Raw genomic sequence first — 25,636 nt, 5'->3', positions numbered from 1 at the left:
TAGCGAACATAGCTTCCACACGCTGCTCTTTCTTATAACGAAAACAAAAAAATACCTACTTGACAGAAACTATAATAAATCTGGAATCAGTAAACCCAATTGAATTTTTCGGAGTTAACAACGGTAAACTCGACCTACTCAAGAAAAAGTTCCCTCTTCTAAAAATTTTAAGTCGTGGTACTCAAATAAAGCTGAGCGGTGCACCCGAACAGATTGACACGGCAAAAGAAAAAATCAAGCTCATCATTCAGTACCTGGAAAGAAATGGGCACCTCAGTGAAAATTATTTCGAGCAGATCCTTGGTGGCGACGACGCCGAAACGGTAGATCATTTTGTTGATCGCAACCCTAACGATATCCTCGTATTTGGGCCCAACGGTAAAACCGTTCGTGCACGTACGGCTAACCAGAAGAAAATGGTGCAGGCAGCGGATCGTAATGATATCGTTTTTGCAATCGGACCTGCAGGAACAGGTAAGACCTATACGGCCGTAGCCCTTGCCGTTAGGGCATTAAAAAACAAGGTGGTCAAAAAAATTATCCTCACCCGTCCTGCAGTTGAAGCTGGCGAAAACCTTGGTTTTTTACCGGGTGACCTGAAAGAGAAAATTGACCCATACCTCCGGCCGTTGTACGATGCCCTGGACGATATGATCCCTGCGGATAAGCTGGGCTATTATATGAGTACCCGCACGATAGAAATTGCCCCACTTGCGTACATGCGGGGCCGAACCCTGGATAATGCTTTTATCATCCTGGATGAAGCGCAAAATACCAATGACCTGCAGCTGAAAATGTTCCTGACCAGGATTGGTGCAAATGCCAAGGCGATTATCACGGGCGATCCAACCCAGGTTGACCTTCCTAAAAACCAGAGAAGCGGACTTGATAAAGCACGCAGGATACTGCAGAATATCGATGGGATTGCGCAGATTGAACTGGATGAAGAAGACGTTGTGCGGCATAGACTGGTAAAAGCCATTATCAAAGCCTATGAAAGAGAAAAGGAGAAGGAACAGCCACACGAACAAAGGCACACGCATTAAAAGGCTCATCTATGATATATGAAGGTCGTCGTTTGACGGCCTTCTTTTTTTATCCCTGATCGCAATCCACCAAATTGGTAATCACCGCGACAGGTTGTTTATTGCTACCTTCGCCCTTACAATAAAACAAGCGATGAAGCAGTTATTAATGGCGCTGATCCTGCTGGGATTATATGCCTGTAACCAAAACAATAACGACTACCAAAAACCGGAAAATGCGCTCGACGCCGGCCGTTCATTTATCGAACATTCGCTGAAAGGACAGTTTACAACTGCCCGGAGGTATATGATCCAGGACTCCGATAATATGTACTGGCTCGAAAAGGTGAGTAAGGATTACAACAAACTGACTGAGCAAGACAAAACCGGTTTTAAAAACGCATCGATCAAGATAAATGAAGTTGCAGACGTCACTGATAGTGTAACCATCATCAACTACAGTAATTCTTACCGAAACGTGGCGCAAAAGGTAAAAGTTGTTCGTCAAAACGACTCGTGGCTGGTCGACTTTAAGTATACCTTTTCCGGTAACCTTTGATCCTATGCCCGGACCGGGCAACCAAACACCTCAATTCCGGCAACAGCCAGCTGTAGTTCTAACAGCATTCTAATAATAGCGTAGTATTGCATAATCATTACGGTGCTTCCGGGCACAACAGCAGCCTTAAGGCTTTGCTTTTTAAATTAAAAAAACCAGATGCAAACAAAACTCACCAATGTATTACACCCATGGCATGGTGTAGACCATGGGTCATTGGCTCCCAGGATCGTTAATGCAGTTATCGAGATCCCAAAAGGTTCAAGGGCAAAATACGAGATTGATAAGCCCAGCGGACTGCTGAAACTCGACCGGGTTATTCACTCCTCGTTTTATTACCCATCCAATTACGGGTTCATTCCACAAACCTACGGTGATGACAAAGATCCCTTAGACATCCTCGTATTATCCAGTCTTGAAATTGTACCCATGTGCCTGGTTACGGCAAAAGTGATTGGAGTTATGCAAATGATCGACGGTGGTGATGCCGACGACAAGATCATTGCAGTTGCGGCACATGATCCCTCCATCAACTACATCAATAATATTGAAGAACTGCCAAAACACTTCTTTGAAGAATTAAGGCACTTTTTCGAAGAATATAAAAGGCTTGAGAATAAAGCAGTGATCGTCGAAGAGTTCCAGGACAAATCAACAGCACTCAGGATTGTTCAACAGGCCATCGACTTCTATAAAGAAAATTTTAAGGACTAATACCGTATATACAATTCCCGGTTACCCGCAAGACGGAGCTACCGGGAATTGTTTAATATGCCAATCAATCCAGCCTGGCGAATTGATTATCAACCATTGTCGCCAGTAGTGAATGATATTTTCTATATATATATCCGGCCGGGTGCCTCGATGTTGTTATTGCATTGGTAACCCGAAGAGAAATCAGCAAAGGGCAAACTGGTAATCAGACTGAAGCGTTCGAACAAGCCAGGCTCGTTTACCTGAGTTTCGACAATATTGAGGCCATCTCCTGTAAATACGGCCTTACCTCTGCCGGTTGCTGATTTACATCGGGGTCAAAATGCCAAACTTCTGTTTTGGCGTTTCTTCTTCGTTCAATGTGTATACCACCCTGGTCATAGCAATCCGGGCAGCCGAATGTTGTATCCGCGTGTCGGTCCAGGTATTCGGGGAAATTAGCCTCTAATGATCTGGCCAATTCATATTTATCCCCGGGTAATGCAGTCTCACTAAAGTTTAGCTTGCCAGGATACCTTTTTATGTTATCCGGGTACAACTTATTATCGGCAATCTTGTAGAACCGTGCACAGTCATCCAGACAAAAGTTGGCTGCCGTTCCAAATGCAAAATAGTCGCCGGTCTCAACGTCTTTCTCACAACCGGCTACTGCAATCGCGATCATCAGCAAAAGAGCATAACGTTTCATGGTAATGAATTTTGCGGGTTGACAATGTTGCTTTAATAACCGTTGCACGATCCAGCCGAACGTTCTGCTAATATTTGCATCTGGGCGTAAAGAAAATAGTTGGGTTGCAGGAAACCCCATCTATACTCAAGTAAATGCTGATTAATTGATTACCAACCCTTCACGCCATTAATCTAAAGTAAACGTTTAATGACCCTGAGCTGATGGGTTCGTTTTCCGGTTTCCCGGTTGATTATGCCCATGTTATCGATCCCATCCAGCCTTACTTTTCCGGAAGCATGTAAAATGTTCTGCTCATCAAGCAGGATGCCTACATGGGTAATCCTACCCTGCTCATTGTCAAAAAAAGCAAGGTCACCTTTTTTGGCTTCCTGTAAAAAGCCAATAGCTTCTCCCTGGCCCGCCTGCTGGTAGGCATCGCGTAACAACCGGGTGCCCAAGTAACGGAATACCGTTTGGGTATACCCGCTACAATCAATACCGAATACCGACCGGCCGCCCCACTGATATGGACAATTCAAAAAACGCAGTGCTATCTCCTCCAATTGGGCAGTTTTGTTGCCAGCTACCTGCCATGCATTGCCCCTGTAGTGAAACGTTTGCTGCCCTATTGTTCCGACCCCATCCTTGAACAAGCCCAGAGAACTGCCAAACGGAACGTGCATCACGGTTCCGTCAAGTTCAACTGGAGCCACCCATTCCCCAACAAGTTCATCCACCTCCGCCATCTCCGGACCCGCTTCAAGCGTTGTTAACTGGCTGGCCTGGCACCAGCCTTCATAACCATCATATGTTGCGCGGACCCGTATAAAGTCTCCGTTTGCTTCAAGCGTCTCGGCAACTTCCCCGAATAGTAGTTGACTAACCTGCTCACTTCTGTGTGCGGGCTCAACACGCAAGGGCGCAACAGGAACAATACAAGCGGAGTGCGACATAGTGATGGCGATTGATTTAGATATGTTCTTTTTGACTGCGTCCTGAAAATGTATACTGCAGGAAGATGAGACCGATCCTAACAGATTTTTCTAAAAGGCTTTTGGTCGCCGACCGCTGGAATACTATGAAACATCGTTGCCCGCCCGGATGAACTCCGTTCGGCCGCCCGCCCGGATGAACCGGTTCGGACGGGGGTGTCACTCCCTTGTACCGCAGTCCGCTATTCCCCCAGCTTTAAAATCCAAAACACGAACCCCCACGCTTATGCCAGTGCCATAAAGGATTCTGTATTCATCAGTTATCCTTTAAACAGGATGATGCTTCAGAATAATATTTAAGCAATCAGTTGATAACCAATACATTTTGTCACTTAATTACAATTTCTTAGGAAGTTTATTCCTTCTTATCAGAGATCCCGGGAAAACATCACCATGTCAGTCTTATGCGATCTGGAGTCTATCTGTTTACTGCTGATTTTTCTCCAGACTGCTACCCGGTGATCCGTGTATGCGTCCTTAGCTGTTTTCCTTCCAATGGTATGTCTCATCTTCAAAAACTTCCTTTCCCCAAACCGGCAGCTCTCCTTTAATACGTTCAACAGTCTCCTCACAAGCCTGTATAGCAGCCTTCCGGTGCTTTGATGACGTAAAAACAAATAGGCTTATTTCACCAACCTTTACCCTCCCAAGACTATGATAGACATGCATGCAGGTTAGCTGGTACTTTTGAAAAATGGCTTCCCTGATCTCGTTCATGGTCTCAGACGCCATTTCCTCATAGGTTGTATAGTCTATCGCCATCACCTTCTTGTCTTCAATAACATCGTCGCGCACCTGCCCAAGAAAGATGCTGTGCGCGCCTATGTCTGTCTTTGTACTGTGCTTTTGAATACTGTCACCCACAAAGGCAGCAGGCACAGGGCCAGATATAAAGATGTTTTTAGGCTTTTTCTCCATAATTATAATTGTTGGTCTAAACCGTTAAGTCCGCCCCGTAAACTATATATCAATTTACCGTCCCTAAATTTTTCGTTGATCAATCCCGCGGCTTGCCTGCTTCGCTGACCGGACTTGCAAAAAAAGATCAACGTTTCAGCATGGGTAAACTCTGTTGCCCGATCGGCAAGCTCATCGAGGGGAATATTAACGTGCTTAAACCGGGAAACGATCGGCAGTTCTCCCCTATTTCGCACATCTATAACCATGACACCGGGGTTCTGCAACATTTTAAAGAAATCTTTTCCTGCTATCTCACCGGCACCCGGTAAAGCGCAATTCCAATCGTAATTAGCTTGCATAAAAGCATCAACATTGCCAGGAACAATGTAATCATCACTATGATCACCTAAAATAAATTCATATGTACTATTAGTTAAGGCATTAAATGTCAACAGTTTACCTGTACTTACAACCCCAAATCCGATGATGATCTTAAGTACTTCATTTGCCATTGAAGCACCTATAATACCGGGCAAAACTCCTAAGACACCGGCATCTTCACAGTTTGGAACCTCCATCTCGCCTGGGGGTACAGGAAAAAGATCGCGATAATTAACCCCGCTCTGTCCATCCTTCCCGGGCATATTAAAAACAGTCATCTGCCCTTCAAACTTCGAGATAGCACCATAAACGAGCGGTTTACCCAGGATTACACAGGCATCATTAACCATATAGCGGGTGCCAAAATTGTCGGAACCGTCAACTACAATATCATAGCCTGAAATTGTGTCCAGTGCATTCTGGTTGGTCAGTCTAAAAGGGTAAGGGATAATCTCGATGTCTGGATTTAACGCCTCGAGTTTCGATGCAGCAGATGTCGCTTTTGACTTGCCGATGTCTGCCACGGAATACAATACCTGTCGATGAAGGTTTGAAAGTGAAACTAGGTCATCATCAACAATCCCCAGCTTTCCGGTGCCGGCAGCCGCGAGGTATTGCAATACAGGACAACCAAGCCCACCAGCGCCAATTACGAGCACCTTTGCATTGGAAAGCTTCTGCTGGCCTTCGATCCCCATTCCTGGAAGGATCATCTGCCGGTGATATCGTTCACTATTAATCATTTTAACCGCCGGAAAAGGGAGGCAACAGCGCTACCAGGCTTTGTTCTGTCAAAAGGGTATTCTCCCTGATGATCTTTTTGTCAACTGCAACCGCAAACTTATTGTCTTTTATTAGAGGAAACCTTTCCTTTATATTGTTAATCAATGAGTTAGTATCAATAACGTTTTCGACTTCAATAATGTTTGAGCCTGTGATATCTGATAATTGTCCGAATAAGGAAACGGTTAGCGGCATACAGATCGGGTATTAAGTCAATTATTTTATTAAGCTTGCGTAAACAAAAGTTTATAAACTGCAAGCAACAGCACGGAGGCCAAAATGTTTTTTAGTAAATCCTGCCGGAACTTTAATGCTCCGAACCAGGCGCCTCCAAGACCACCGGCGAACGCGATCAGAACATACCAAAACATATGGGGAGTAAAACTGATCCCCTTCGTTAGCTGCCCAGCCAGTCCTGCCAGTGAATTCACAAAGATAAAGAGTGCACTAATGGCTGCGGTTTGTTTCTGATCGGTCCAACGCAACAAAAGTAGGATCGGCGATAAAATGATCCCGCCGCCGATACCGATCATCCCCGACAACAAACCAATGGCTCCGCCAATTACAAGGGATAACCCCAAAAGTGGCTGTTTCGTTTCATGCACCTCCGGATTCCTGAAGAATAAGAAACGAACGATTGGAATGAGTAACAGCAGCCCGAGGATCTTTTTGTAAACATCTGCCTGAACCACCATTAAGCCACCGATAAACGACATGGGTATCGAAGCTATGGCAAGCGGCAAGAAAATTCGCCTTATGAAATGTTTTCCGCGGTAAAACTGGATGAATGAGGTAAGAGAAACAAAAAGGTTCAGGAGCAATGCCGTTGGTTTCATAACCTCCGGTGTTACGCTAAAAATGGCCATGAGTGCCAGGTAGCCACTGGCGCCCCCATGCCCTACGGAAGCATAAAGAAAAGCAACTACAAACAGCAGCAGGTAGAATACGATATAACTATCACCCATACAACTCAACGCAATTTATGCACTTCAACAATATCACCGACTTTAAAGTCCGTGGCCTGCTCTTCTAATTTGATCAGGCAATTTGCTGTGGCAAATGAACTTAGGCGGAAAGACTCCTGGGCATTTAGCGGTACAACCTGGTTACCGGTATACCTACCTTTTAAAAAGTGGGTAAGTCCTGCTTTTTTTGAATATGCCTCACCAAATTCCAGGTATGCGGCACCTGGCTTAGCCCGAATTCCGGCTAACTGCTCCAGAGCCTCCGTAACGTATTCATAGAAACAAGTGAGTACAGATGATGGGTTTCCCGGAAGGCCGAACACCGGTGTGCCGTTACGCATGCCAAAAAATAATGGTTTGCCCGGACGTTGCTTAATCTTGTGAAACAGTTTTGTGATCCCGCACATGGACGCTGCCTCCAGAACAAAGTCGTAATCCCCTACACTTACCCCTCCCGTCAAAAGAACCATATCCGACTCGTTTAGGGCAGCTTCCAGCTTTTGTTGCAGCTCGCCAACGTGGTCGTCGGCGGTAATTACCCGCACGTTAAGTATTCCATGCTGCCTGAGAGCTGCCCTAAGGCTATACGAGTTGGACTCGTAAACCTGGCCGGGTAGCAATGGCCTACCGGGCTGTTGTAACTCGCGGCCGGTAACAATAATGCTGATCCGTGGGGGAGGAAATACCATCACCTCGCAAATACCTATACCTGCAATGAAGCCGACCGCTGCCGGTGAGAGATAGGTGCCGGCAGGAAGGCCGAGGTCTCCCCTGCCTATTTCAGCTCCCTTTGCACGCACATTCGATCCTTTCGTAAGGTCCGGATCGTTTACTGTTATAGTCCCCTCCTCCACCAAAACCTTCTCCTGCATTACGACAGTATCAGCCCCGGCCGGCACAGGAGCACCCGTGAATATGCGTATGGCTTTATGCTGCAGGTCAGCAAATTCCCGGGCAACACCGGCAGGCACCTCGCCTTCAACCAGGAGGGTTTTAGCACTTGCGAGGTCATCAAATCGAATGGCGTAGCCATCCATTGCCGACTGTTCAAAAGAAGGTACATCTACCGGCGCAAAAACATCAGCAGCAAGCACCAAACCCGCTGCTTGTTCAAGCGGCATAACAACCGGGCTAAGTTGCCTTACCGCCGAGCGGATAATTTGAACTGCTTCATTAACCGATATCATCTTAAATATTTTGGCTGGCTGGTCAACAATCTTGCTGTGTATCGTTACCTTAACTCTACTGGTTTAATGCATTTCCGTCGATCCTCAGCAGAACACACCCCGGAAGGCTGGTAATTATGAACCATGAAATGCACCATCTCAGATTAGCTTTACGGCAAAATAAGTCTCTTTTATGAGATAAACCTGAGCGATCATGAGGCTGGTCAAGGTTAAGCAACCCGGGAATTGAGGGGATATTACAACACTACGGAAAACTTGGTGGGTAGAGGATAAGTTCAGGATGCCGGCGCATGGCGATCCGAATGCCCGAGATCTTTTCCCGGAGCCACCCGGTCGCGGATTAATTGCTTGAGCTCCTTTATTTCCGGAAACCTGCCCGCTTTACGGCGATCAAATATCAACTCGCCGTCCATTGTTATAAGGTAAGTTCCGCTGGCTTCTGACGGCTGCAGCTGTACTCCCTGCAGCTCATTTACAAATGTTGTGAGCAGTTCCTGCGCCATGTAAGCGGCCCGCAACAGCCAGCCACATTTCGGACAGTATTCAATGGTAATTACGGGTTTCATTATCCACCAATTGATATCATACTCCTGTTCAGGATATCTTCAGGATGAACCTGGTCGAGTATCTTACCAAACTGACCTCCCAATTCTGCTGCCTTAGCTGCAATAGACTGCCGGATCAATGGCGCTATAAACTGTCCTGATCGAAGGGCAGATAACAGGTCGGTTTCTTCTTTGGAAAAGAGGCAATTTTTCATTTTCCCATCAGCTGTCAAACGCATCCGGTTGCACGTTCCGCAAAATGGTGAAGTCATGGTGCTGATGATTGCAAAAGTTCCTTTATGCCCGGGAACAATATACTTTTTTGCGGTATCGTTTGCTGATCCTTTAAGCGGTAAATAGGAATATTCCGTTTCTACCTGTGCCAAAATCTGTTGCCAGCTGACCACTTTATTGCTTGTCCATTTGTTACCGGTAAAAGGCATAAACTCAATAAAGCGAACATGAACGGGTGTGTCTTTCGTCCATGCGATGAAGTCGTTGATCTCTGTTTCGTTGAGCCCCGCCATGGCTACCACGTTAATTTTTACGTGTACACCCATGTCGAGCATGAGCTGGATATTTTGCCAAACCCGGTCGAAATTATTGCGACGGGTAACCAGTTGAAACTTTTCTTTGTTAAGCGTATCGAGGCTGATGTTAACTGAACGAATGTTGGCATCGTTTATTACCGCTGCAAATTCGTGCAGGCGTACCCCGTTGGTGGTCATAGTAAGTTCAACAGGCAGGCGCGACAATCCGGTAATAATTTTGGCAGCATCCTTTCGAACCAGGGGCTCACCGCCTGTCAGCCGGATTTTGTTTACACCAAGAGCGACAAAAGTTTCCGCAATTTCCTGTATCTCCTCCACCTGCATCAATTGCGCATGGGGGGCAAAGGCGTAATCTTCCTCAGGCATGCAGTAAAAGCATCGCAGGTTACAATTATCCGTGAGCGATATGCGCAGATAATTATGAGTCCTGTTGAAATTGTCTACGAGCATGCGGTTGTTTTATTTTCGACTCAACGAAGATCAATAAATTAAAGGGAAAAGCAATGTTATATCAGGAAACCGGTGCTCCCTACCTGAGGACATGTGCGAAGCGGAGCTCACTAAAGCCCAAGGCTAATCTACCTCATAACGATGTTTGCCGTTCTATACCAGCCCCGGTTGTTTAAAATTTTAAAGCCCAAACTCTCTATCTCCTATCTAGGTTCTTTCCACTTAGGCGTTAACAGGTTGCCGGTGTTTTTGAGGAGGAGCCTTATTTTGTCAATCTGTTTTTGAAAAGCATCCATCATCCACTGGTCGTGTTCAATTGAACTGGCTTTGTCTACAGAGGATTTGTATTCTTCAAACATGCCCAGGCCGAAATACGCTTCTGCACGATTTACTTCAATCCAAAACTTCTGTTCATTATTGAAAGCCTGTTGCCGGACGGTTTCAATATTATCGGCTGCGCTGTTTAGGGCCCGGCTTTCCCGATCCGCAAGTTGTTTGGCGTCGTTGTCGCAAATCAGCAACACTCGACGTCGTGTGTGGCCCGCATAAACCAGGTCGGCGACCTGCTCCTGCTTGTTGAGGCATAGCGATGAATTGGCTCTGCAGTTAAGCATATAGGCGAGGTTAATGCCGTTATACCTGTTGTTCAGCAGGTAATAACCCCGTTGAAAATACAAAATAGCGTTACTAAGGTGATCCTCTGGTTGCCCCAGTTCATAGAGATGTTTCTCAATGGCTCCGGCAAGCGCAACCGTTTCGGGGTCGTTGGTATGGTTAAGATCCAGCTGCCCGAGCAGTTCCAGGGCATTTTTCAACGATGTAACCGGATCGGGCTTACGGGCTTTGTAAGTAGCAAGTGCCAGGCGGTGTACCAGGTAGGCATCGTTGTTTGCACCGGCCGTTTGCCCCTTTGCTTTACCGATAAGGGTTGCAGACTCGAACAGGGCTTTCGCAGTTGCGAAATCCTGCCGGCGTATCGCATCTTCACCTTGCTCGATAAGCAGCGAAAGCGTTTCATTTTCAGCCTTAACGGACTTGCTTTCGCTATCACCGGCAGTAAGTTCGGCGGTTATTGCTTTGGATTGGTCAACGGCCTGTTTTATCTGTTCCTCCAGTGATGGTGGCCTGAGGTTATCGAGAAATGTATAAACAGGGCTGTCTGCTTCTGTTTTGTCGAGTACTGCCTGCAACGTTTCACCCAGCACCTTTCTAAAACGTTCCACTTCTTCGTATTCGATGCCTTCACCAAGGTGGGTATAGCTCGTAATTTTTATATGGTTAAGGTCAAACGGATAAACAAGTTTGTCTTCGGAGATAACGATAGTGGTGTGCGGACGTAATGCATGCCGGATACCCAACTCATAAAAGGCATTGACGTTAGCCGTAGAAAGGTCGGCGATGACTACATCCGCCTGTAGTAGCTCCCGGTACATCGGGAGGTCTATACTGCCGGAGTGCCTGATTTCATCGGCCCTGATGCAGATAAGGCCTTTTTCTTCGACAACGGGTTTTATCAGCAGCCGGTACGACTTGTTTAAATCCAGCTTTCTTCCTGTTGCATAATCTGTTTTAATCCCGAATCCCATTACCACAAAACATCGTTTTGTTTCTTTCGGATTACCGGTTTCTTTAGCCATGGTTTCAGTCAGTTTATATCCGTAGGCGATAAAAATACTTTATTCTGTGCTTGAAACCACGGCACGGCTTTTATACATTCGATAACATAGTTTCTGCTAGCGGCATTCCTTCCTGTAAGCGGGCGGGTGGCCGGGTAAGTAACTTACGAAAACGTTCTTCCATTCCATTAACCAATACGCGCAAAATGAAAAAATTACTGTTTGTTTCAACCCTGATGACAATTATCGCATTTACCAGTTGTGCCGGCAACAACGATAGCAATATCAATGAGAGCGAGGTAACGAAGGGCGCACCAGACTCAACACCGCCACCCGATGGTGTCGTAAATAGTAATGCGATCAGCACAGATACAGCCGCTATGAACACCTCGAAGATGGAACAAAAGAAAGATTCCGCTGATCGCCAGGACGCAAAAAAGAGATAATCGTGATCGTGCAAGAGCATGTTAACGGCGGTATTTAACGTTGCCTGCTGACAAGATGCAATAAGACCACTACAAATAAAAAAGCCCGTTCCAGACCGGAACGGGCTTATTCATGTTAATGCAAATGGTGTTTACCAGAACTTCACATATAAAGCAGAGATCAGGAGCAAGGTAACCACAATCAAAGCCATTGTAGTTGGGTTAACCTTAAACATAGACTTATCAAGCTCAAACGCTTTCGGGTTAACTTTCGGACCTGCAAGGCTCATCAATACCATTAGTATCACGGTAAACATAAAGGAGAGTCCCATACAGATGTGGAAAGGAATTACGAAGTCCTTACCGTCGTGGTAGGCAGTATACAGGAAAGTTTCGTTTCCAAACCATTGCGGAGCAAACTCGTTAAATACAACCGAAAGTACAAAACCGGCGATTACCCCCGCAACGGCTGCCGCACCGGTTGTCCTCTTCCAGAACATACCTAACAGGAACATCGCAAGAATTCCCGGGCTGATAAAGCCGGTATACTTTTGAATAAAGGTAAATCCACCTTCACCGCCGATACCCAGGATGTCGCTCCAGGTAAACAGTACTGCCACAATCATAGCAACAAATACGGTTGCACGACCGGTAATTACCTGGTTTTTTTCGGATGCATTTTTCCCGATATACTTTTTATAAACGTCGAGCGTGAAGATGGTTGAGATACTGTTAACCTTTCCGGCAAGGGAGGCAACGATCGCGGCGGTAAGCGCAGCAACTGATAATCCTTTCAGACCCGTTGGCAGGAAGGTGAGCATTGCTGAATAAGCACCATCCTTTCCACCAACCAACTGAGGTAAGTGACCGTTTCTGTGCAATACGTAGGCCGCAATACCCGGAAGCATTACGATAACCGGCATTAACAGTTTCAACAGACCTGCAAAGAGGATACCTGTGCGCGCAGTATGCAAATCAGCACCCAGTGCACGTTGTGTGATGTACTGGTTACAACCCCAATAATTCAGGTTGATGATCCAGATACCCGCCATATAACTTGCAAGACCGGGAAAAGTGATGTACTTGTTGATGTCGTTTTGCAGTACGTTAGCGTTTGCTACGGTACTTTCGGGTCTTGGTATAATTACCTTGAAGTGGTCCGGGGCATCGTTAAGCAGTGCTTTGAAACCGGCAATTGCGTTTGCACCAACTCCGAACTTTTCACCTACAACAGTTAAGGCGATATAGGTAGTTACAAGGCCACCGATGATCAGTACTGCAACTTGGATAACATCGGTATATGCAACCACCTTCATACCTCCGAGGGAGATAATCAGGGCAAACACCGCAAGCCCCACCATGATGACGTGAAAATACTCACCGCCGGCAAGTCCATTGATCGCAACAGCACCGAGATACAGGATTGAAGTAAGGTTTACAAATACGTACAGGAATAACCAGAAGATGGCCATGATGAGCGCCACGCTTTCGTTATACCTTGTTTTAAGGAACTGCGGCATGGTATAAATATGGTTCTTAAGGTATACCGGGATGAACCACACTGCAACAATGATCAGGGCGATTGCGGCGATCCACTCGTAAGCTGCAACAGCTACACCAAGGAAAAAGCCCTCACCGCTCATACCGATGAACTGTTCTGCTGAAATGTTTGAAGCAATCAGCGAAGCGCCAATTGCCCACCAGGTAAGCGTTCCTTCCGCAAGGAAAAATGCTTTAGCATCGTGTTCGCCGACTTTGCGCTTACGGTAAATGCTGTAACCATAAGCGGACACAATGATGAAGTAAATAATGAAGACGATATAATCGGCTAATACCATGTTCTGATTCATAAGCAGAATTGTTAGGGGTAATAAGTCTTGGTTAGTTATTAATGCAGCAGTACAGCTGTATGGTTTGGTTTATTTAAAGGTGTTGTAGTAAGCTTCGCTCCAGCGCAATTCATTTTTGAGCTGGTACAAGGTGGTGTTCTTGCCGATGTTTACAAATTCGATCCCTGCAAAACTTGCGAAATCTTCCATGTGTTCGGAGGTAAGGTTTTGACTGTACCCGGTGTGGTGTGCACCACCAGCGTAAATCCACGCAGCACATCCTGTTTTCATGTCGGGCAATGGTTTCCATAGTACACGGGCAACGGGCAATTTCGGCAACTGGTGTTCGGCAGTTACAGCTTCAACTTCGTTTACAATTAACCTGAAACGGTTACCCATATCAACAATGGTTGCGTTGATTGCCGGTCCTGCTGCAGAATTAAAAACCAACCTTACCGGGTCAGCTTTGCCGCCAATACCTAATGCGTGGATCTCACAGCTTGGTTTACCATCGGCTATGGTAGGGCAAATTTCCAGCATATGCGATCCGAGAACCAGGGGATTAGATGGATCAAAATGATAGGTATAATCTTCCATGAAGGAGTTGCCGCCTGGTAAACCGCTACCCATAACCTTCATGGCGCGTACCAATGCAGAGGTTTTCCAGTCACCTTCGCCGCCAAAGCCATAGCCTTCGGCCATCAGCCTTTGTGATGGGATGCCTGGAAGCTGCGCCATGCCATGCAGGTCTTCGAATGTATCGGTATAACCTTTGAAGTTGCCGTCCTGCAGAAAATAACGCATGCCGATTTCTATCCTGGCTGCCTCGCGAAGTGAGTCGTGCTGGTTTCCACCTGCTCTTAAGCCTTCAACAAGGTTATAGCTGTCTTCGTATTCCTGTATGAGTTTTCCAATTTCATCGTCGCCCACTTTATTGATTACCTGTACCAGGTCGCCGATGCCATGGGTGTTAACGGAATAACCGAATTTATATTCGGCCTCAACTTTATCACCGTCCGTAACAGCAACATAACGCATGTTGTCGCCAAAGCGGACAAACTTAGCACCCTGCCAATCGTTCCAACCAGCGGCTGCCCTGGCCCAAACGTTTATTTGTAGTAGTACCTGCTCATCTTGCCAGTGCCCGACAACAACTTTGCGGTTGAGCCGCATTCTTGTCATCATAAATCCAAACTCACGGTCACCATGGGCGCTTTGGTTCAGGTTCATGAAATCCATGTCGATCTCGTTCCATGGAATATCGCGGTTAAATTGTGTATGTAAATGGAGCAGTGGCTTCTTTAATATTTTCAAGCCACCGATCCACATTTTTGCGGGAGAGAAGGTGTGCATCCAGGCGATAATTCCGATGCAATTCTTGGCTACGTTTGCTTCCTGGCAGATGTTATAGATTTCTTCTGTTGATTTTACCACTGGTTTAAACACCACTGATACCGCAAGCTGATCTGAATCGTTGAAAGCTTTGGCAATCTGCATGGAATGTTCATCCACCTGCCTGAGTGTTTCCTCACCGTATAAATGCTGGCTGCCGGTTACAAACCAAACCTCCAGTTTTTTTAAGTCTATCATAGTTAGTAGTTGTTTAAGTTGTACAAGCAATGTGTTTGCTTGCTGTCCGAAAGGTTATATTGGCTGTACACTAAATCCGGTTTTATGCTCGCCGTTGCCATAAAAAACTGCCGATGAACCGAGCGTGGCAACGATGTCTCCACAATGATCAAATGCCCGCCCCAAAAAAATGCTACTTGCTTTCTTCCTGGCCGTAATATGAGTTGGCGCCGTGTTTTCGCTGCCAGTGTTTGTTTTTGAGTGCGTCTTTGAGCCGCGGCGCCTGTGGATTGATTTGCTCCGTTAAGAAAGCCATTTGTGCAATTGCTTCGAGAATGGCGCTGTTGTACACGGCTTTCTCAGCTGTTTTTCCCCAGCTGAATGGCGCATGATTACCGACCAGGATCATTTCAACCTCTTCGTAGCTATGACCTTTGTGCTTCATATAGTTCATGATCTGGTGGCCTGTTTGCAGTTCGTAATCACCCTCGATCATGTGATCGTCCATTGGTGGAGCGCAAGGAATATCAACGGTGTTGTAGTCGGCGTGCGTGGTTCCAAAAATGGGTATGTCGCGCTGCGATTGCGCCCAGGCGGTTGCATACGTGCTATGGGTGTGAACGATACCATTGATCTTTTCCCAATGCTTGTAGAGAACAGCATGGGTAAGTGTATCGGATGACGGCCGCATTTTGCCTTTGACGGTTACGCCCTCAAAATCGACAATCACCATATCGTTTGGTGTGAGCTTATCATAAGCAACCCCGCTGGGTTTAATTGCAAAAACGCCGAGATCCCTATCTGCGGCGCTTACATTGCCAAAAGTGAAAATGACCAGGCCCAGCTTTGGCAATTGCATGTTTGCTTCGTAAGCCTGTTCCTTTATGTCTGTGTATTTACTCATTCGTTTTTTTTGGTTTAACTGTGGCTCACAAAATCGCCCAGCTTTTTGTAACGTTCGTATCGTTTTGCATAGGCTTCGGCCTTAGTTGCATCAGGATGGTATTCGGCGTCGAAACCCTGGCCCATTGCATGCATTGCGTCTTCAACCCGGCTGTATATGCCGGATGCAGTGGCGGCAAACATTGCGGCACCAAGGGCGCATGTTTGTTCGGAGCGATGAATACGGATGGGCATATTCATTACATCGGCCATCATTTGCATAATAAAGGGTGATTTTTTCGCAACCCCGCCCATGCCAATCAAACCTTTAACCGGAACTCCTTGTTCGTTGAACCGGTCGACAATCGCTTTGGCACCGAAGCAGGTTGCTTCGACAATCGACCTGAAAACACGTGGGGCATCGGAGCCGAGGTTAAGACCTGTGATGGCGCCTGTAACGGTTTGGTTGGCGTCGGGTGTACGACGACCATTAAACCAGTCGACCGCGAGTTCGCCATCTTCATCGGGTGGCAGTAGTTCAGCCTGGCGGCTCAGTTCAGGTATGATCCGGTCAATTGTTTCATCTATAATCTTGCTGCTCATTTCAGCATCAAGTAAAGAAGAATGGGTGAGTATATTTTTTAGCGGCCATGCCAACATGTTCCGGAACCAGGCATAGGCGTCGCCAAATGCTGACTGCCCCGCTTCCATACCCAACATGCCAGGAATGATAGAACCCGGCACCTGGCCGCATATGCCGTTGATCAGCTTATCCCCTACCTCGTTTTCGGGGGCAACCAACATATCGCATGTTGAAGTGCCCATTACTTTGCTGAGGTAATAAGGTTCGATCTGGCCGCCCACTGCGCCCATGTGGGCATCGAAGGCACCAACACCGATAATCACTTCGGTTGACAAGCCAAGGCGGCCGGCCCACTCCGCTGACAGGTTCCCGGCCGGTTTATCGGATGCATATGCATCTATGCTAAGGCGTTTGGTAAAACCCTGGAGCAAAGGATCCAGTTCGGTAAAAAATGAGTCTGGCGGAAGGCCACCCCATTCGCGTGCCCAAAGGGCTTTATGCCCGGAAGCACATACACTTCGCTTAAGGTCGTGTACCTCGGTACCGCCTGTAAGCAAAAATGTTATCCAGTCGCAATGTTCTACCCAGGAGTAACAATTTTTACGTACGTCTTCATCGACGCGTAAAATGCGGAGCAGCTTTGCCCAAAACCATTCCGAAGAATAAATACCCCCAATAAATTTAAGGTAGTTGGTTTCGTAACGCGTAGCGTGCTCATTGATCTGTGCAGCTTCGTCGACTGCGGTATGATCTTTCCAAAGCACAAACATAGCGTTGGGGTTATTTTCGAAACCCGGAAGCAAGGAAAGCGGGGTTCCGGAACGGTCGACCGCTACCGGGGTACTGCCTGTTGTGTCAACGGAAATGGCTTTCACGTTTGCAGCTACCGCGGGGCCAGCCTGCAGTAGACAACGCTTGATGGTTTCTTCGAGCCCCTCAACGTAGTCGAGCGGGTGTTGCCTGAACTGGTTGATGGATGCATCACAAAATTGTTGCGCTTTCCATCGCGGGTAATAATAGACTGCTGAGGCGATCTCTTTTCCATTTGACGCGTCTACCAGGATGGAGCGAACAGAGTCTGTTCCGTAATCCACCCCGATCACATAATTTCCAGAGGAGTCCATTGGGTAATTTTTCGGAGGTTAAGATAATACTTCTTTCAATGACTGCTTCGGCAGAAGGTGTTTTAATGAAATGAAATCGCTTGCAAAGCCGATAACGTTATTTAGATGATTGAATTCAGCAGGTTCGTGAATAGTGGTAATAACAGCTGCCCTCATGCCAGCGTTAAAGGCTGCTTCAACACCTTTAGGCGTATCCTCGAAAACAATGCATGACTCAGGTGAAACGCCCAGGCGTAGTGCCGCTTCGAGGAACGTTTCGGGATTGGGCTTGCTTTCTCTAACGTCGTCGGCGCTTACAATAGCATCGAAATATTTACGAATGTTGGTACCGTCGAGCACGAAGTCGATATTGTACATGATGGCTGCAGAACCAATCGCCATTTTAATCCCGCTATTGTATGCGATTTCCAGTAATTCCGAAAGGCCATCCAGCAACTTCAGTTGCGGGCGAAAAGCTTGTTGATAGGCTTTTTCCTTTTCATAACTCATCTTGTCTTTTTCCGCGACGGAAAACCGACCTGGGAAAATGCGTTCGAGTAATTCATGATTCTTGCCATAGCACTGGGCTTTTACTTCGTCCATCGACAATTTCGCACCAAGCTGATTAAGGATATCGTACCATGCCCTGATATGATAATACATATCATCGATCATGGTTCCGTTGAGGTCGAACAAGAAAGCCTTTGTTTCAATCAATTTCAAACATTTATGGTTACCGGTGCGGTGAACAGCGGAGCTTGTATGGCATTGAGGCAGCCATTATTTTACTACGGCTACTGCATATGTTGTTTCGGTATGGTACTTTTCTCCCGGCTTCAATATCGTAGAAGGGAAAGCTGGCTTATTGGGAGAGTCAGGAAAATGTTGTGTTTCCAAACACAAGCCGGTATGCTTGTTTATGGATTTGCCGTCGGAGGTTTGAAGTTTGCCATCGAGGAAGTTGCCGGAGTAAAATTGAAGACCGGGTTCGGTTGTAAAAACCGTAAGCTGGCGCCCGCTTGTTGAGTCGGAAAGCACCGCTACTTTGCGCATTGAACCCGAGGTACCATTTAGAACAAAATTGTGATCATAACCACCAGGTACCTTCCCGATGTCTGTGCCGATCAATTTTGAGGTTTTAAAATCAAATGGTGTTCCCGATACGGCTTTTAGTTCGCCTGTGGGAATAAGGGTCTTGTCGACCGGGGTGTACCTGTCGGCATCAATGCTTAAAGAATGATTAAGTATGTTGTTTGATACGTCGCCGGTGAGGTTGAAGTAGCTGTGATTGGTAAGGTTTACCGGTGTGGCCTTGTCGGTTTCGGCGTCGTATACAATCCTGAGTTCGTCGTTATCGGTGAGGGTATATTTTACGGTCACCTTCAGGTTGCCGGGATACCCTTCTTCTCCATCCTTGCTCAGGTAATTCAGGGTTAATGCACTGCTATCAGTTGATGGTGTAGCATCCCATACGACTTTATCGAAACCTTTGTTGCCGCCATGCAGGTGATTTTTATCGTTGTTGGTTGCAAGCTTGTATTCCTTACCATCAAGGGTAAATTTACCATTAGCGATACGGTTGCCATAGCGTCCGATTAGTGCGCCGAAGTAGGGCGGAGGTGCCTGATAGCCTTTGAGTTCATTAAAGCCGAGTACAATATTTCCCTTGTTGTTGTTTTTGTCGGGCATTGTCCACGACGTAACCACACCGCCATAATTGGTGATCGTTACGACCATACCATTTTTGTTTGTAAGTGTATACAGGTACACTTTTTTGCCATCGGCTTCCCCCCAATCTGCACGACTCACCAACTTCAAATTTGTACTGTCATTCATATCTTGTTTATTTTCCGGGTTATTATTACAAGAGATTGCACCTAACATTATGGTTGCAGAGACAAGCAGAAAACCAAATGATCTTTTCATAATTTTCAAAGTGTTTGTGATCTGATTAAGCAGTTTGTAGTTAGCTGTTGCGGCAGCAGATGGCTGGGCAGCAACTGATTTTATGGTGTGCAGTAGATTATCGAACAAGCGGAGAAGCTGGTAAACCCCGGGTAGCTTAACAGCAGGCTGTTTTCGCCGTGGCCGGTACGAAACCGGTAACAGGTGACCTGGGTATAAAAGCTGTCGAATGAATGATTGTCCGCAATGGGAAGGTTCATATGTTAAGCAATTTATGGTTGGCGACCGGCCGTGGTAAGCCTAAGTTTACCGGAAATGTACGGCTGTACAAACAAATGAGAAAATATTATTTAAACAAGGCACCAGATGTGCTGGCCAACATGGACCATAAAGCCATCAGTTCTGGATAAGCCGCGAAAAAGGCTGTAATATACAGTTGCTTTAAAACACAATATGGCACCCGATTGACCGTTTATTTGCGACGGTTAACTAAAGGAAAAAAAGTTGCTGGTTTTTTCAAAAATCTTTCTACGAAAATCTTCCTATATATTTTTGAGCTTTGATAAAAAGCGATACTTTTAATATTCAAAACGGCTAACCTTCACTTCTAAACTTTTGCACTTGAGAAAACATATCCTCTCCGCCATAGCTTTCATCCTGGTATTCTCACCCGGTTTTGCCCAATCCAGTATTTCACCAAAAGATGCCGGTAAATATGTTGGTGATAAGGTTACAGTTTGTGGAAAAACATCGGGCTTTAAAAAAGATGGTACAAGACCTACGCTGATCTATATCGGCAGTGGTACCGCAAGCAGCCAGATGAATATTGTTATTAATTCCGGTGATCTTAAAAATTTTCCTTACAAGCCTGAAGAATACCTGACCAATAAAAATGTTTGCGTCAGTGGCAAGGTCTCTGAGCAGAATGGAAAACCGGAGATTGTTGTACGTAGCCCCGAAAACATCAGGGTTGAAGAAGAAACCGGTGATGTTGAGATCAGGCCATTAAGTCTCGAGGGGTTAAACAGGTACTTTGAAGAAAAGTAATTACTACGACTCATTATAATTAGCCGGCCCTTTTTTTGGGCCAAACTGAAGGCTCACTATTGAGCATCCTTGCGTCGCACTCGTGTACTACATCGCATTACTGGGCAACTCAGTTTATACATGGCTTTATTAAACGACATCGCTGAAAGCGGCTACTCGTAATTATATACGACAACTGTTAGGGTTAGCAACACCGTTGAAAGGTCAGCTAGCCCTTTCTGTCGTTAGTATTGTTGTGTCCCGGCCGAAAGCGTAACGCAACAGCCGCAACCTGGATCAAACCCATACTTAGTCTTTAAGAATTCTCCAGTTAACCGGGTAATAGTTATTGATCCGGTTTGGCAGGACCTTCATCCATCCAAGATTGTAGCCCTGGTAACGGGCAAGCATCCACCCCTTCCCTTTTACCGTGTCTTTCAAATCTTTTCGCTTCAGGTAAAGCAATGCGTTTTGCAGATCCAGGTCAACTGCCCCAACAGCTGCACTCAGCAATGGTGATAAGGCAAACTCATGATGTGGGATCAGATCCGTGCCCTTAATTTCTCCGATGGCGACGCCTGATTTCCTGGTGCTCAAAACACCCTGCGCCATCTGTAACTGCTCCCTAAATCTGGCCGGAAATGCAATCAACATATCTTTCTGTAAAGCAAAGTCGAGTTCTGTGCTATTCATTAACCAGGGCGCGATGGTTTCAACCATAGTCCTGGTGGGCTTTTGTATTGCGCTTTTACGGGAAGCATATTCACCGTTATCATCAACCTGCCTGAAACAAGCCATGAAAAATCCTTCTCCCGAAACCCTGCCGGGGTAAAAACGATAACCGGGTGCTCCATGTATTTCCGACATGGTTTCAACTATACCCCAGCTTTGTTCAAAAGGAATCTTTACCGGTTCAAGCCCACCTTTATCAATCAGCCAATCGCATATGTTTTCGTTTTCCTCAACGCTGTAGCTGCAGGTACTGTATACCAGGTAGCCATCCTGCTTCAGCGCTGGAAGTGCATCGCTTAAAATGCGTTGCTGGCGCATACTGCACATATGCACATTTGCTTCGCTCCACTCTTCTATTGCCAACGGGTCCTTGCGAAATAAGCCACTGCCGCTGCAGGGTGCATCTATTACGACAAGGTCGAAAAAGCCCCGTAGCTGTTCAAAGTCCTTTGGATCGTTGTGCGTGACCACCACATTATCACTCCCCCACTTACTCATGTTTTCTGCAAGAATGCTGACCCTGGTTTTGATCACCTCATTACAGACGATGAAAGCTGTTTGAAAAAGCGACGTGATCAGGGTGCTCTTACCACCCGGCGCAGCGCAGAGGTCAAGGGCTGTTTCCGGGGCTTTGGATCCCGGGTACAATGACCTGAGCGCGTGTTCAAGAAACATGCTGCTTGCTTCCTGAACATAATACGCGCCTGCATGAAACAGGGGGTCGAGTGTAAAAGAAGGTCTTGCAGAAAGGTACCGGCCATTCTTGCACCAGGGCACTTCTGATACGTCAATATGCTGACCAGTTTGTTGCTGGAAAGCGTTGATGATCCCCGCTTCGGCCTGGTGAGGCGAAGGTAACTTAGATGGGTTCAGTCGTATGGATGTTATAGGAGCAGCCTGGTGAGCCTCAACAAAGGGCTGCTTTTCGAAACCCGGCACGCCTTCCATGGACTCAAGCAAACGGGACGGAATATTTATTTCAGAAGCAGGCACAGGGAAGTGTATTAAGGTAAATAGGATTCAGGGAAGTGTTTGGATTGGAAGCGGAGATTTACCCGGTTGAAATTAGTTCCCGGGTTGATCATTTCAGCAGGAAGTATTAGCTGAATGTCATCAGCCCGAGTGAATAATTGATGCTCAGAACCATAGGTTTTGCGGAAGAGCCGATATAAACCTTTTAGATCGTTACCATTTCGTGCATTCTATAGCGCCTTTATTTCGGTTACAAGTTTTTGTAAAACACTTTTTGCATCACCAAATAGCATCGATGTTTTGGGTTGAAAAAACAACATGTTTTCAATACCCGCATAGCCTGGCTTCATACTACGTTTGTTTACAATCACCAGCTTTGACTGCTCAACTTCGAGGATTGGCATTCCATAAATCGGCGATGCAGGATCGGTCTTTGCTGCCGGGTTTACAACGTCGTTGGCACCAAGCACGAGCACCACGTCGGTTGTGGAGAACTCATTATTCGCCTCTTCCATTTCAATCAGGCTTTCATAGTTTACGTCGGCTTCCGCGAGCAATACGTTCATATGACCCGGCATACGGCCGGCAACCGGATGTATCGCATACTTAACGGTAACCCCTTTCTCTTCAAGCAACTTCTCCAGTTCGTGGCAAACGTGTTGGGCCTGTGCAACTGCTAACCCGTAACCTGGTACAATCATCACTTTTCCGGCATAGCTCATTACAACGGCGGCATCTGTTATGGATATCTCTTTGGTATGACCAGCTGCTGAATCGGTGCTTGAACCCGCTGCACCTCCACCGCCCCATGACCCAAGTAATACGTTCAGTAAGCTCCTGTTCATCGCCTTGCACATGAGTATGGTCAGCAAGGTTCCCGCGGCACCTACGAGGATGCCACCGGTGAGCATAACCTGGTTGTTGTATAAGAAACCTCCGCAGGCGGCAGCAACCCCGGTGAACGAATTCAGTAGTGATATTACGACCGGCATATCCGCGCCTCCGATCGGGAGCACAAAGAAGATTCCATACACCAGGGAAAGCACCAGGATAGCATAAAAAAAGAGAAAGATATTATCTGGTACTGCAATGATGATGTAAACACTTAAGCCCGCAATCACCAATAAAATAAGTGCGCTGACAATTTGCTGCCCCTTAAAGGAATAATCTTTAACACTGCCATTTAGTTTGCCCCATGCCACCATTGATCCCGCAAAAGAAACCGAACCAATAATGAGCCCGATTACGATGATCAGTAGCAAAGCACCTACTCCCGATACAATGTATTCGGCGTGCGCGAAATGATGGTTGAATTCCACTATGGAGATGAGTGCGGCACAAGCACCACCCATACCATTGAAAAGACTTACCATTTCAGGCATTGCGGTCATTTTGACGCGCTTTGCAGCAAGGGTACCAACTATGGTCCCCAACAACAAACCACCAAAGATCCAACCGTAATTCCCAAGCCTGGTGTCGTCTTCTTCGTATAAGAAGATGGTTCCCGCAATGGCTAGCGTCATACCTGCAGCAGCAACCAGGTTGCCCCGGCGCGCGGTATCCGGGTGAGAAAGCATTTTTAAACCAACGATGAAAGTGACAGATGATATGAGGTAAATAAGGAGAAGTAGGTTCATGTGGTTGGTCTCGGTTACGAATAATGTTGATTATGGTTTTTTCCTGGATTTAAACATTTCCAGCATCCTGTCGGTAACAACAAAGCCACCTACTACGTTTAAGGTACCCAACACAACTGCTAAAAAACTAAGAACAAGCGCCAGGTAATTATCCGGCTCCGCCTTACCCATTACGATGATGGCGCCGATGATCACCACTCCATGTATTGCATTCGCCCCACTCATCAATGGGGTATGTAGCACGCTTGGTACCCGGCCGATAACTTCGATACCCACAAAAATCATGAGTATCACAATAAATATGGTTTGATGATTGGATGCGATCCAGTCGATAATTTCCTGCATAGAAAAATTTAAACGTTAGTAGAAGTTGTATCATGAAGAAGCCAACCTGGAAACAGGTTAGAGACTTACCGAAGGCAAACCTGTTTATACCAGTTGCCTGACCCTTTCATTAACCAGTTCACCGTTGAAAGTTATGCAGGTACCTTTAACCAGGTCATCCTCCCAGTTGAGATTCCAGGTACCATCCTTATCAATCATCAGGTTAAGAAAATTAAGTATGTTTTTGCCATAAAGCTTGCTTGCATCCGATGGCATACCCGCTGCCAGGTTGCTGTTGCCAACAATGGTTACATTATTATACACCACGGTTTCGTTGTTCCGCGTAAACGGGGTGTTACCCCCCGTCGCGGCCGCAAGGTCCATGATGAGTGAACCATTCCGCATCCCGTTCAACATAGCTTCGGTGATCAGTATCGGAGCCTTTTTGCCCGGAATTTGTGCGGTGGTAATTACAACATCAGCTTTGGCTATTGCCTCTGTGATTTTCTGCTGTTGCTTCTGCTTGTATTCTTCTGTTTGATCAACGGCGTACCCACCGGCTGTTGATGCATCGGCTGCCCCTTCAACTTCAACGAACTTTGCCCCTAGGCTCATTACCTCTTCTTTAACCGCGGGCCTTGTGTCGAAAACTTCTACAACTGCACCAAGGCGGCGGGCGGTAGCAACTGCCTGTAAGCCGGCAACACCTGCACCAAGAATGAGTACTTTTGCTGGTGCTATACTTCCTGCTGCAGTCATAAACATGGGAAAGTATCTTGGAAACATACCAGCAGCCAACACTACGGCCCGGTACCCTGCAATGTTTGCCTGGCTACTCAGTACATCCATGCTTTGTGCACGTGTTGTACGCGGGATCATATCCATACTAAAGGTAGTTAGCCCTTGTTGCGACCATTCCCGTATCGTATTGGTGTTAATCAGCGGCTGGTACACGCCAAGTACAACAGCACCTCTCTTTAGTTGCGAGATATCATCGGGGGTAAGTAATTGTATGCTGAGCACAACGTCGGAAGCATTCAGCACTTCAATACGGCCAGCTATCCGAACCCCTTTTGAAGCATACACCTCGTCGGGAGCAAAGGCTTTGTTTCCGGCTCCGGTTTCCAACAGGATGGTAACATTCTTTTTGATCAATGCTTCCGCCTGTTCGGGTAAAAGTGAAACCCTGTGATCGTCTGAAGGTTCTTTGAGTATACCTATGGTCATATCTCCAAGGTTGAGGTGCGTGAAATTATCCGCTTTTAAACAAATGACAAAAAGAATCAGGCTGTAGGAAAATCTCCCATTTGC

26 protein-coding genes are annotated in these 25,636 nt (G+C 46.5%); 5 read left to right on the top strand and 21 right to left on the bottom strand.

What is annotated here, in order from left to right; translation table 11 throughout:
* Positions 1–59 precede the first annotated feature (59 nt).
* The 3 genes from EXU57_RS19940 (at position 60) to EXU57_RS19930 (ending at position 2,298) form a co-directional block, all read left to right on the top strand.
* A complete protein-coding gene (locus EXU57_RS19940) occupies positions 60–1,046 on the top strand; it encodes a PhoH family protein (protein WP_133270015.1) in 987 nt (328 codons plus the stop codon).
* A 133-nt stretch (positions 1,047–1,179) separates the two neighbouring features.
* Entirely contained in the window at positions 1,180–1,584 is a 405-nt protein-coding gene (locus tag EXU57_RS19935; RefSeq protein ID WP_133270014.1) for a hypothetical protein, read from the top strand.
* A 159-nt stretch (positions 1,585–1,743) separates the two neighbouring features.
* Positions 1,744–2,298: an inorganic diphosphatase gene (locus EXU57_RS19930; RefSeq protein ID WP_133270013.1), complete on the top strand. Its 555-nt coding sequence runs from the start codon at positions 1,744–1,746 to the stop codon at positions 2,296–2,298.
* A gap of 238 nt (positions 2,299–2,536) precedes the next feature.
* Here EXU57_RS19930 and EXU57_RS19925 read toward each other — a convergent pair whose 3' ends face one another.
* The 10 genes from EXU57_RS19925 to EXU57_RS19880 all read right to left on the bottom strand — a co-directional run bounded on the left by EXU57_RS19925 (position 2,537) and on the right by EXU57_RS19880 (position 11,359).
* Positions 2,537–2,986: a hypothetical protein gene (locus EXU57_RS19925; protein WP_133270012.1), complete on the bottom strand. Its 450-nt coding sequence runs from the start codon at positions 2,984–2,986 to the stop codon at positions 2,537–2,539.
* A gap of 173 nt (positions 2,987–3,159) precedes the next feature.
* Entirely contained in the window at positions 3,160–3,921 is a 762-nt protein-coding gene (locus EXU57_RS19920; RefSeq protein ID WP_133270011.1) for a C40 family peptidase, read from the bottom strand.
* A 516-nt stretch (positions 3,922–4,437) separates the two neighbouring features.
* Positions 4,438–4,878 (bottom strand): molybdenum cofactor biosynthesis protein MoaE, encoded by a 441-nt coding sequence (locus EXU57_RS19915; RefSeq protein ID WP_133270010.1) that lies wholly within the window; start codon positions 4,876–4,878, stop codon positions 4,438–4,440.
* Positions 4,879–4,880: 2 nt separating this feature from the next.
* Positions 4,881–5,954, bottom strand: coding sequence for a HesA/MoeB/ThiF family protein (locus EXU57_RS19910; protein WP_243745669.1), 1,074 nt, complete (start codon positions 5,952–5,954; stop codon positions 4,881–4,883).
* Positions 5,955–5,985: 31 nt separating this feature from the next.
* Complete coding sequence (locus EXU57_RS19905) at positions 5,986–6,219, bottom strand: MoaD/ThiS family protein (protein ID WP_133270008.1); 234 nt, start codon at positions 6,217–6,219, stop codon at positions 5,986–5,988.
* 29 nt (positions 6,220–6,248) lie between these two features.
* Positions 6,249–6,989 carry a sulfite exporter TauE/SafE family protein gene (locus tag EXU57_RS19900; protein WP_133270007.1) on the bottom strand — a complete coding sequence of 247 codons (741 nt, stop codon included), beginning with the start codon at positions 6,987–6,989 and terminating at the stop codon, positions 6,249–6,251.
* Between the two features lie 5 nt (positions 6,990–6,994).
* Positions 6,995–8,176 carry a gephyrin-like molybdotransferase Glp gene (gene glp, locus EXU57_RS19895; RefSeq protein WP_133270006.1) on the bottom strand — a complete coding sequence of 394 codons (1,182 nt, stop codon included), beginning with the start codon at positions 8,174–8,176 and terminating at the stop codon, positions 6,995–6,997.
* Between the two features lie 275 nt (positions 8,177–8,451).
* Positions 8,452–8,742 (bottom strand): SelT/SelW/SelH family protein, encoded by a 291-nt coding sequence (locus EXU57_RS19890; protein WP_133270005.1) that lies wholly within the window; start codon positions 8,740–8,742, stop codon positions 8,452–8,454.
* Positions 8,742–9,722, bottom strand: coding sequence for a GTP 3',8-cyclase MoaA (moaA, locus tag EXU57_RS19885; protein ID WP_133270004.1), 981 nt, complete (start codon positions 9,720–9,722; stop codon positions 8,742–8,744). The genes EXU57_RS19890 and moaA overlap by 1 nt, the downstream gene beginning before the upstream one ends.
* 203 nt (positions 9,723–9,925) lie before the next feature.
* Positions 9,926–11,359 (bottom strand): tetratricopeptide repeat-containing protein, encoded by a 1,434-nt coding sequence (locus EXU57_RS19880; RefSeq protein WP_133270003.1) that lies wholly within the window; start codon positions 11,357–11,359, stop codon positions 9,926–9,928.
* A 185-nt stretch (positions 11,360–11,544) separates the two neighbouring features.
* Here EXU57_RS19880 and EXU57_RS19875 point away from each other — a divergent pair, with 185 nt between their 5' ends.
* The gene (locus EXU57_RS19875) at positions 11,545–11,784 is read left to right on the top strand and encodes a hypothetical protein (RefSeq protein ID WP_133270002.1); all 240 of its coding nucleotides are present in this window, start codon (positions 11,545–11,547) and stop codon (positions 11,782–11,784) included.
* Between the two features lie 131 nt (positions 11,785–11,915).
* Here the strand turns inward: EXU57_RS19875 and EXU57_RS19870 are convergent, their stop codons facing one another.
* The 7 genes from EXU57_RS19870 to EXU57_RS25215 all read right to left on the bottom strand — a co-directional run bounded on the left by EXU57_RS19870 (position 11,916) and on the right by EXU57_RS25215 (position 19,894).
* On the bottom strand, positions 11,916–13,613 hold the full coding sequence (locus EXU57_RS19870) for a sodium:solute symporter family transporter (RefSeq protein ID WP_133270001.1): 1,698 nt from the start codon (positions 13,611–13,613) through the stop codon (positions 11,916–11,918).
* Positions 13,614–13,682: 69 nt separating this feature from the next.
* Positions 13,683–15,182 carry an L-arabinose isomerase gene (gene araA, locus EXU57_RS19865; protein WP_133270000.1) on the bottom strand — a complete coding sequence of 500 codons (1,500 nt, stop codon included), beginning with the start codon at positions 15,180–15,182 and terminating at the stop codon, positions 13,683–13,685.
* Between the two features lie 172 nt (positions 15,183–15,354).
* Positions 15,355–16,065: an L-ribulose-5-phosphate 4-epimerase gene (locus EXU57_RS19860; protein ID WP_133269999.1), complete on the bottom strand. Its 711-nt coding sequence runs from the start codon at positions 16,063–16,065 to the stop codon at positions 15,355–15,357.
* Between the two features lie 14 nt (positions 16,066–16,079).
* Positions 16,080–17,750, bottom strand: a complete 1,671-nt coding sequence (locus tag EXU57_RS19855) for a ribulokinase (protein WP_133269998.1) — start codon at positions 17,748–17,750, stop codon at positions 16,080–16,082.
* Between the two features lie 18 nt (positions 17,751–17,768).
* Positions 17,769–18,443 carry an HAD family hydrolase gene (locus EXU57_RS19850; RefSeq protein ID WP_133270038.1) on the bottom strand — a complete coding sequence of 225 codons (675 nt, stop codon included), beginning with the start codon at positions 18,441–18,443 and terminating at the stop codon, positions 17,769–17,771.
* A gap of 66 nt (positions 18,444–18,509) precedes the next feature.
* Entirely contained in the window at positions 18,510–19,565 is a 1,056-nt protein-coding gene (locus EXU57_RS19845; protein WP_243745667.1) for an aldose epimerase family protein, read from the bottom strand.
* Between the two features lie 170 nt (positions 19,566–19,735).
* Positions 19,736–19,894 (bottom strand): hypothetical protein, encoded by a 159-nt coding sequence (locus EXU57_RS25215; protein ID WP_165958212.1) that lies wholly within the window; start codon positions 19,892–19,894, stop codon positions 19,736–19,738.
* 361 nt (positions 19,895–20,255) lie between these two features.
* Here EXU57_RS25215 and EXU57_RS19840 point away from each other — a divergent pair, with 361 nt between their 5' ends.
* Positions 20,256–20,681: a hypothetical protein gene (locus EXU57_RS19840; protein ID WP_133269996.1), complete on the top strand. Its 426-nt coding sequence runs from the start codon at positions 20,256–20,258 to the stop codon at positions 20,679–20,681.
* A 288-nt stretch (positions 20,682–20,969) separates the two neighbouring features.
* Here EXU57_RS19840 and EXU57_RS19835 read toward each other — a convergent pair whose 3' ends face one another.
* From EXU57_RS19835 to EXU57_RS19820, 4 genes are all read right to left on the bottom strand, one after another.
* Complete coding sequence (locus EXU57_RS19835; protein ID WP_243745666.1) at positions 20,970–22,385, bottom strand: methyltransferase RsmF C-terminal domain-like protein; 1,416 nt, start codon at positions 22,383–22,385, stop codon at positions 20,970–20,972.
* 209 nt (positions 22,386–22,594) lie between these two features.
* The gene (locus EXU57_RS19830; protein ID WP_133269995.1) at positions 22,595–24,001 is read right to left on the bottom strand and encodes an NAD(P)(+) transhydrogenase (Re/Si-specific) subunit beta; all 1,407 of its coding nucleotides are present in this window, start codon (positions 23,999–24,001) and stop codon (positions 22,595–22,597) included.
* 30 nt (positions 24,002–24,031) lie between these two features.
* Positions 24,032–24,346, bottom strand: coding sequence for an NAD(P) transhydrogenase subunit alpha (locus EXU57_RS19825; RefSeq protein ID WP_133269994.1), 315 nt, complete (start codon positions 24,344–24,346; stop codon positions 24,032–24,034).
* Positions 24,347–24,430: 84 nt separating this feature from the next.
* Positions 24,431–25,552, bottom strand: coding sequence for a Re/Si-specific NAD(P)(+) transhydrogenase subunit alpha (locus EXU57_RS19820; protein ID WP_133269993.1), 1,122 nt, complete (start codon positions 25,550–25,552; stop codon positions 24,431–24,433).
* Positions 25,553–25,636 lie beyond the last annotated feature (84 nt).

The organism is Segetibacter sp. 3557_3, from assembly GCF_004354985.1.
Lineage (GTDB): Bacteria > Bacteroidota > Bacteroidia > Chitinophagales > Chitinophagaceae > Segetibacter.
The sequence above is the reverse complement of the archived record's forward strand: the minus strand, read 5'-3'. Positions and strand labels throughout refer to the sequence as shown.

Bases quoted from the DNA above. Each gene is read 5' to 3' on its own strand.
- EXU57_RS19925 (WP_133270012.1), bottom strand. From the start codon at position 2,986: ATGAAACGTTATGCTCTTTTGCTGATGATCGCGATTGCAGTAGCCGGT.
- EXU57_RS19825 (WP_133269994.1), bottom strand. From the start codon at position 24,346: ATGCAGGAAATTATCGACTGGATCGCATCCAATCATCAAACCATATTT.
- araA (WP_133270000.1), bottom strand. From the start codon at position 15,182: ATGATAGACTTAAAAAAACTGGAGGTTTGGTTTGTAACCGGCAGCCAG.
- EXU57_RS19870 (WP_133270001.1), bottom strand. From the start codon at position 13,613: ATGAATCAGAACATGGTATTAGCCGATTATATCGTCTTCATTATTTAC.
- EXU57_RS25215 (WP_165958212.1), bottom strand. From the start codon at position 19,894: ATGAACCTTCCCATTGCGGACAATCATTCATTCGACAGCTTTTATACC.
- EXU57_RS19900 (WP_133270007.1), bottom strand. From the start codon at position 6,989: ATGGGTGATAGTTATATCGTATTCTACCTGCTGCTGTTTGTAGTTGCT.
- EXU57_RS19860 (WP_133269999.1), bottom strand. From the start codon at position 16,065: ATGAGTAAATACACAGACATAAAGGAACAGGCTTACGAAGCAAACATG.
- EXU57_RS19930 (WP_133270013.1), top strand. From the start codon at position 1,744: ATGCAAACAAAACTCACCAATGTATTACACCCATGGCATGGTGTAGAC.
- EXU57_RS19820 (WP_133269993.1), bottom strand. From the start codon at position 25,552: ATGACCATAGGTATACTCAAAGAACCTTCAGACGATCACAGGGTTTCA.
- EXU57_RS19910 (WP_243745669.1), bottom strand. From the start codon at position 5,954: ATGATCCTTCCAGGAATGGGGATCGAAGGCCAGCAGAAGCTTTCCAAT.
- EXU57_RS19920 (WP_133270011.1), bottom strand. From the start codon at position 3,921: ATGTCGCACTCCGCTTGTATTGTTCCTGTTGCGCCCTTGCGTGTTGAG.
- EXU57_RS19935 (WP_133270014.1), top strand. From the start codon at position 1,180: ATGAAGCAGTTATTAATGGCGCTGATCCTGCTGGGATTATATGCCTGT.
- EXU57_RS19875 (WP_133270002.1), top strand. From the start codon at position 11,545: ATGAAAAAATTACTGTTTGTTTCAACCCTGATGACAATTATCGCATTT.
- EXU57_RS19890 (WP_133270005.1), bottom strand. From the start codon at position 8,742: ATGAAACCCGTAATTACCATTGAATACTGTCCGAAATGTGGCTGGCTG.
- EXU57_RS19845 (WP_243745667.1), bottom strand. From the start codon at position 19,565: ATGAATGACAGTACAAATTTGAAGTTGGTGAGTCGTGCAGATTGGGGG.
- glp (WP_133270006.1), bottom strand. From the start codon at position 8,176: ATGATATCGGTTAATGAAGCAGTTCAAATTATCCGCTCGGCGGTAAGG.
- EXU57_RS19855 (WP_133269998.1), bottom strand. From the start codon at position 17,750: ATGGACTCCTCTGGAAATTATGTGATCGGGGTGGATTACGGAACAGAC.
- EXU57_RS19905 (WP_133270008.1), bottom strand. From the start codon at position 6,219: ATGCCGCTAACCGTTTCCTTATTCGGACAATTATCAGATATCACAGGC.
- EXU57_RS19915 (WP_133270010.1), bottom strand. From the start codon at position 4,878: ATGGAGAAAAAGCCTAAAAACATCTTTATATCTGGCCCTGTGCCTGCT.
- EXU57_RS19880 (WP_133270003.1), bottom strand. From the start codon at position 11,359: ATGGCTAAAGAAACCGGTAATCCGAAAGAAACAAAACGATGTTTTGTG.
- moaA (WP_133270004.1), bottom strand. From the start codon at position 9,722: ATGCTCGTAGACAATTTCAACAGGACTCATAATTATCTGCGCATATCG.
- EXU57_RS19830 (WP_133269995.1), bottom strand. From the start codon at position 24,001: ATGAACCTACTTCTCCTTATTTACCTCATATCATCTGTCACTTTCATC.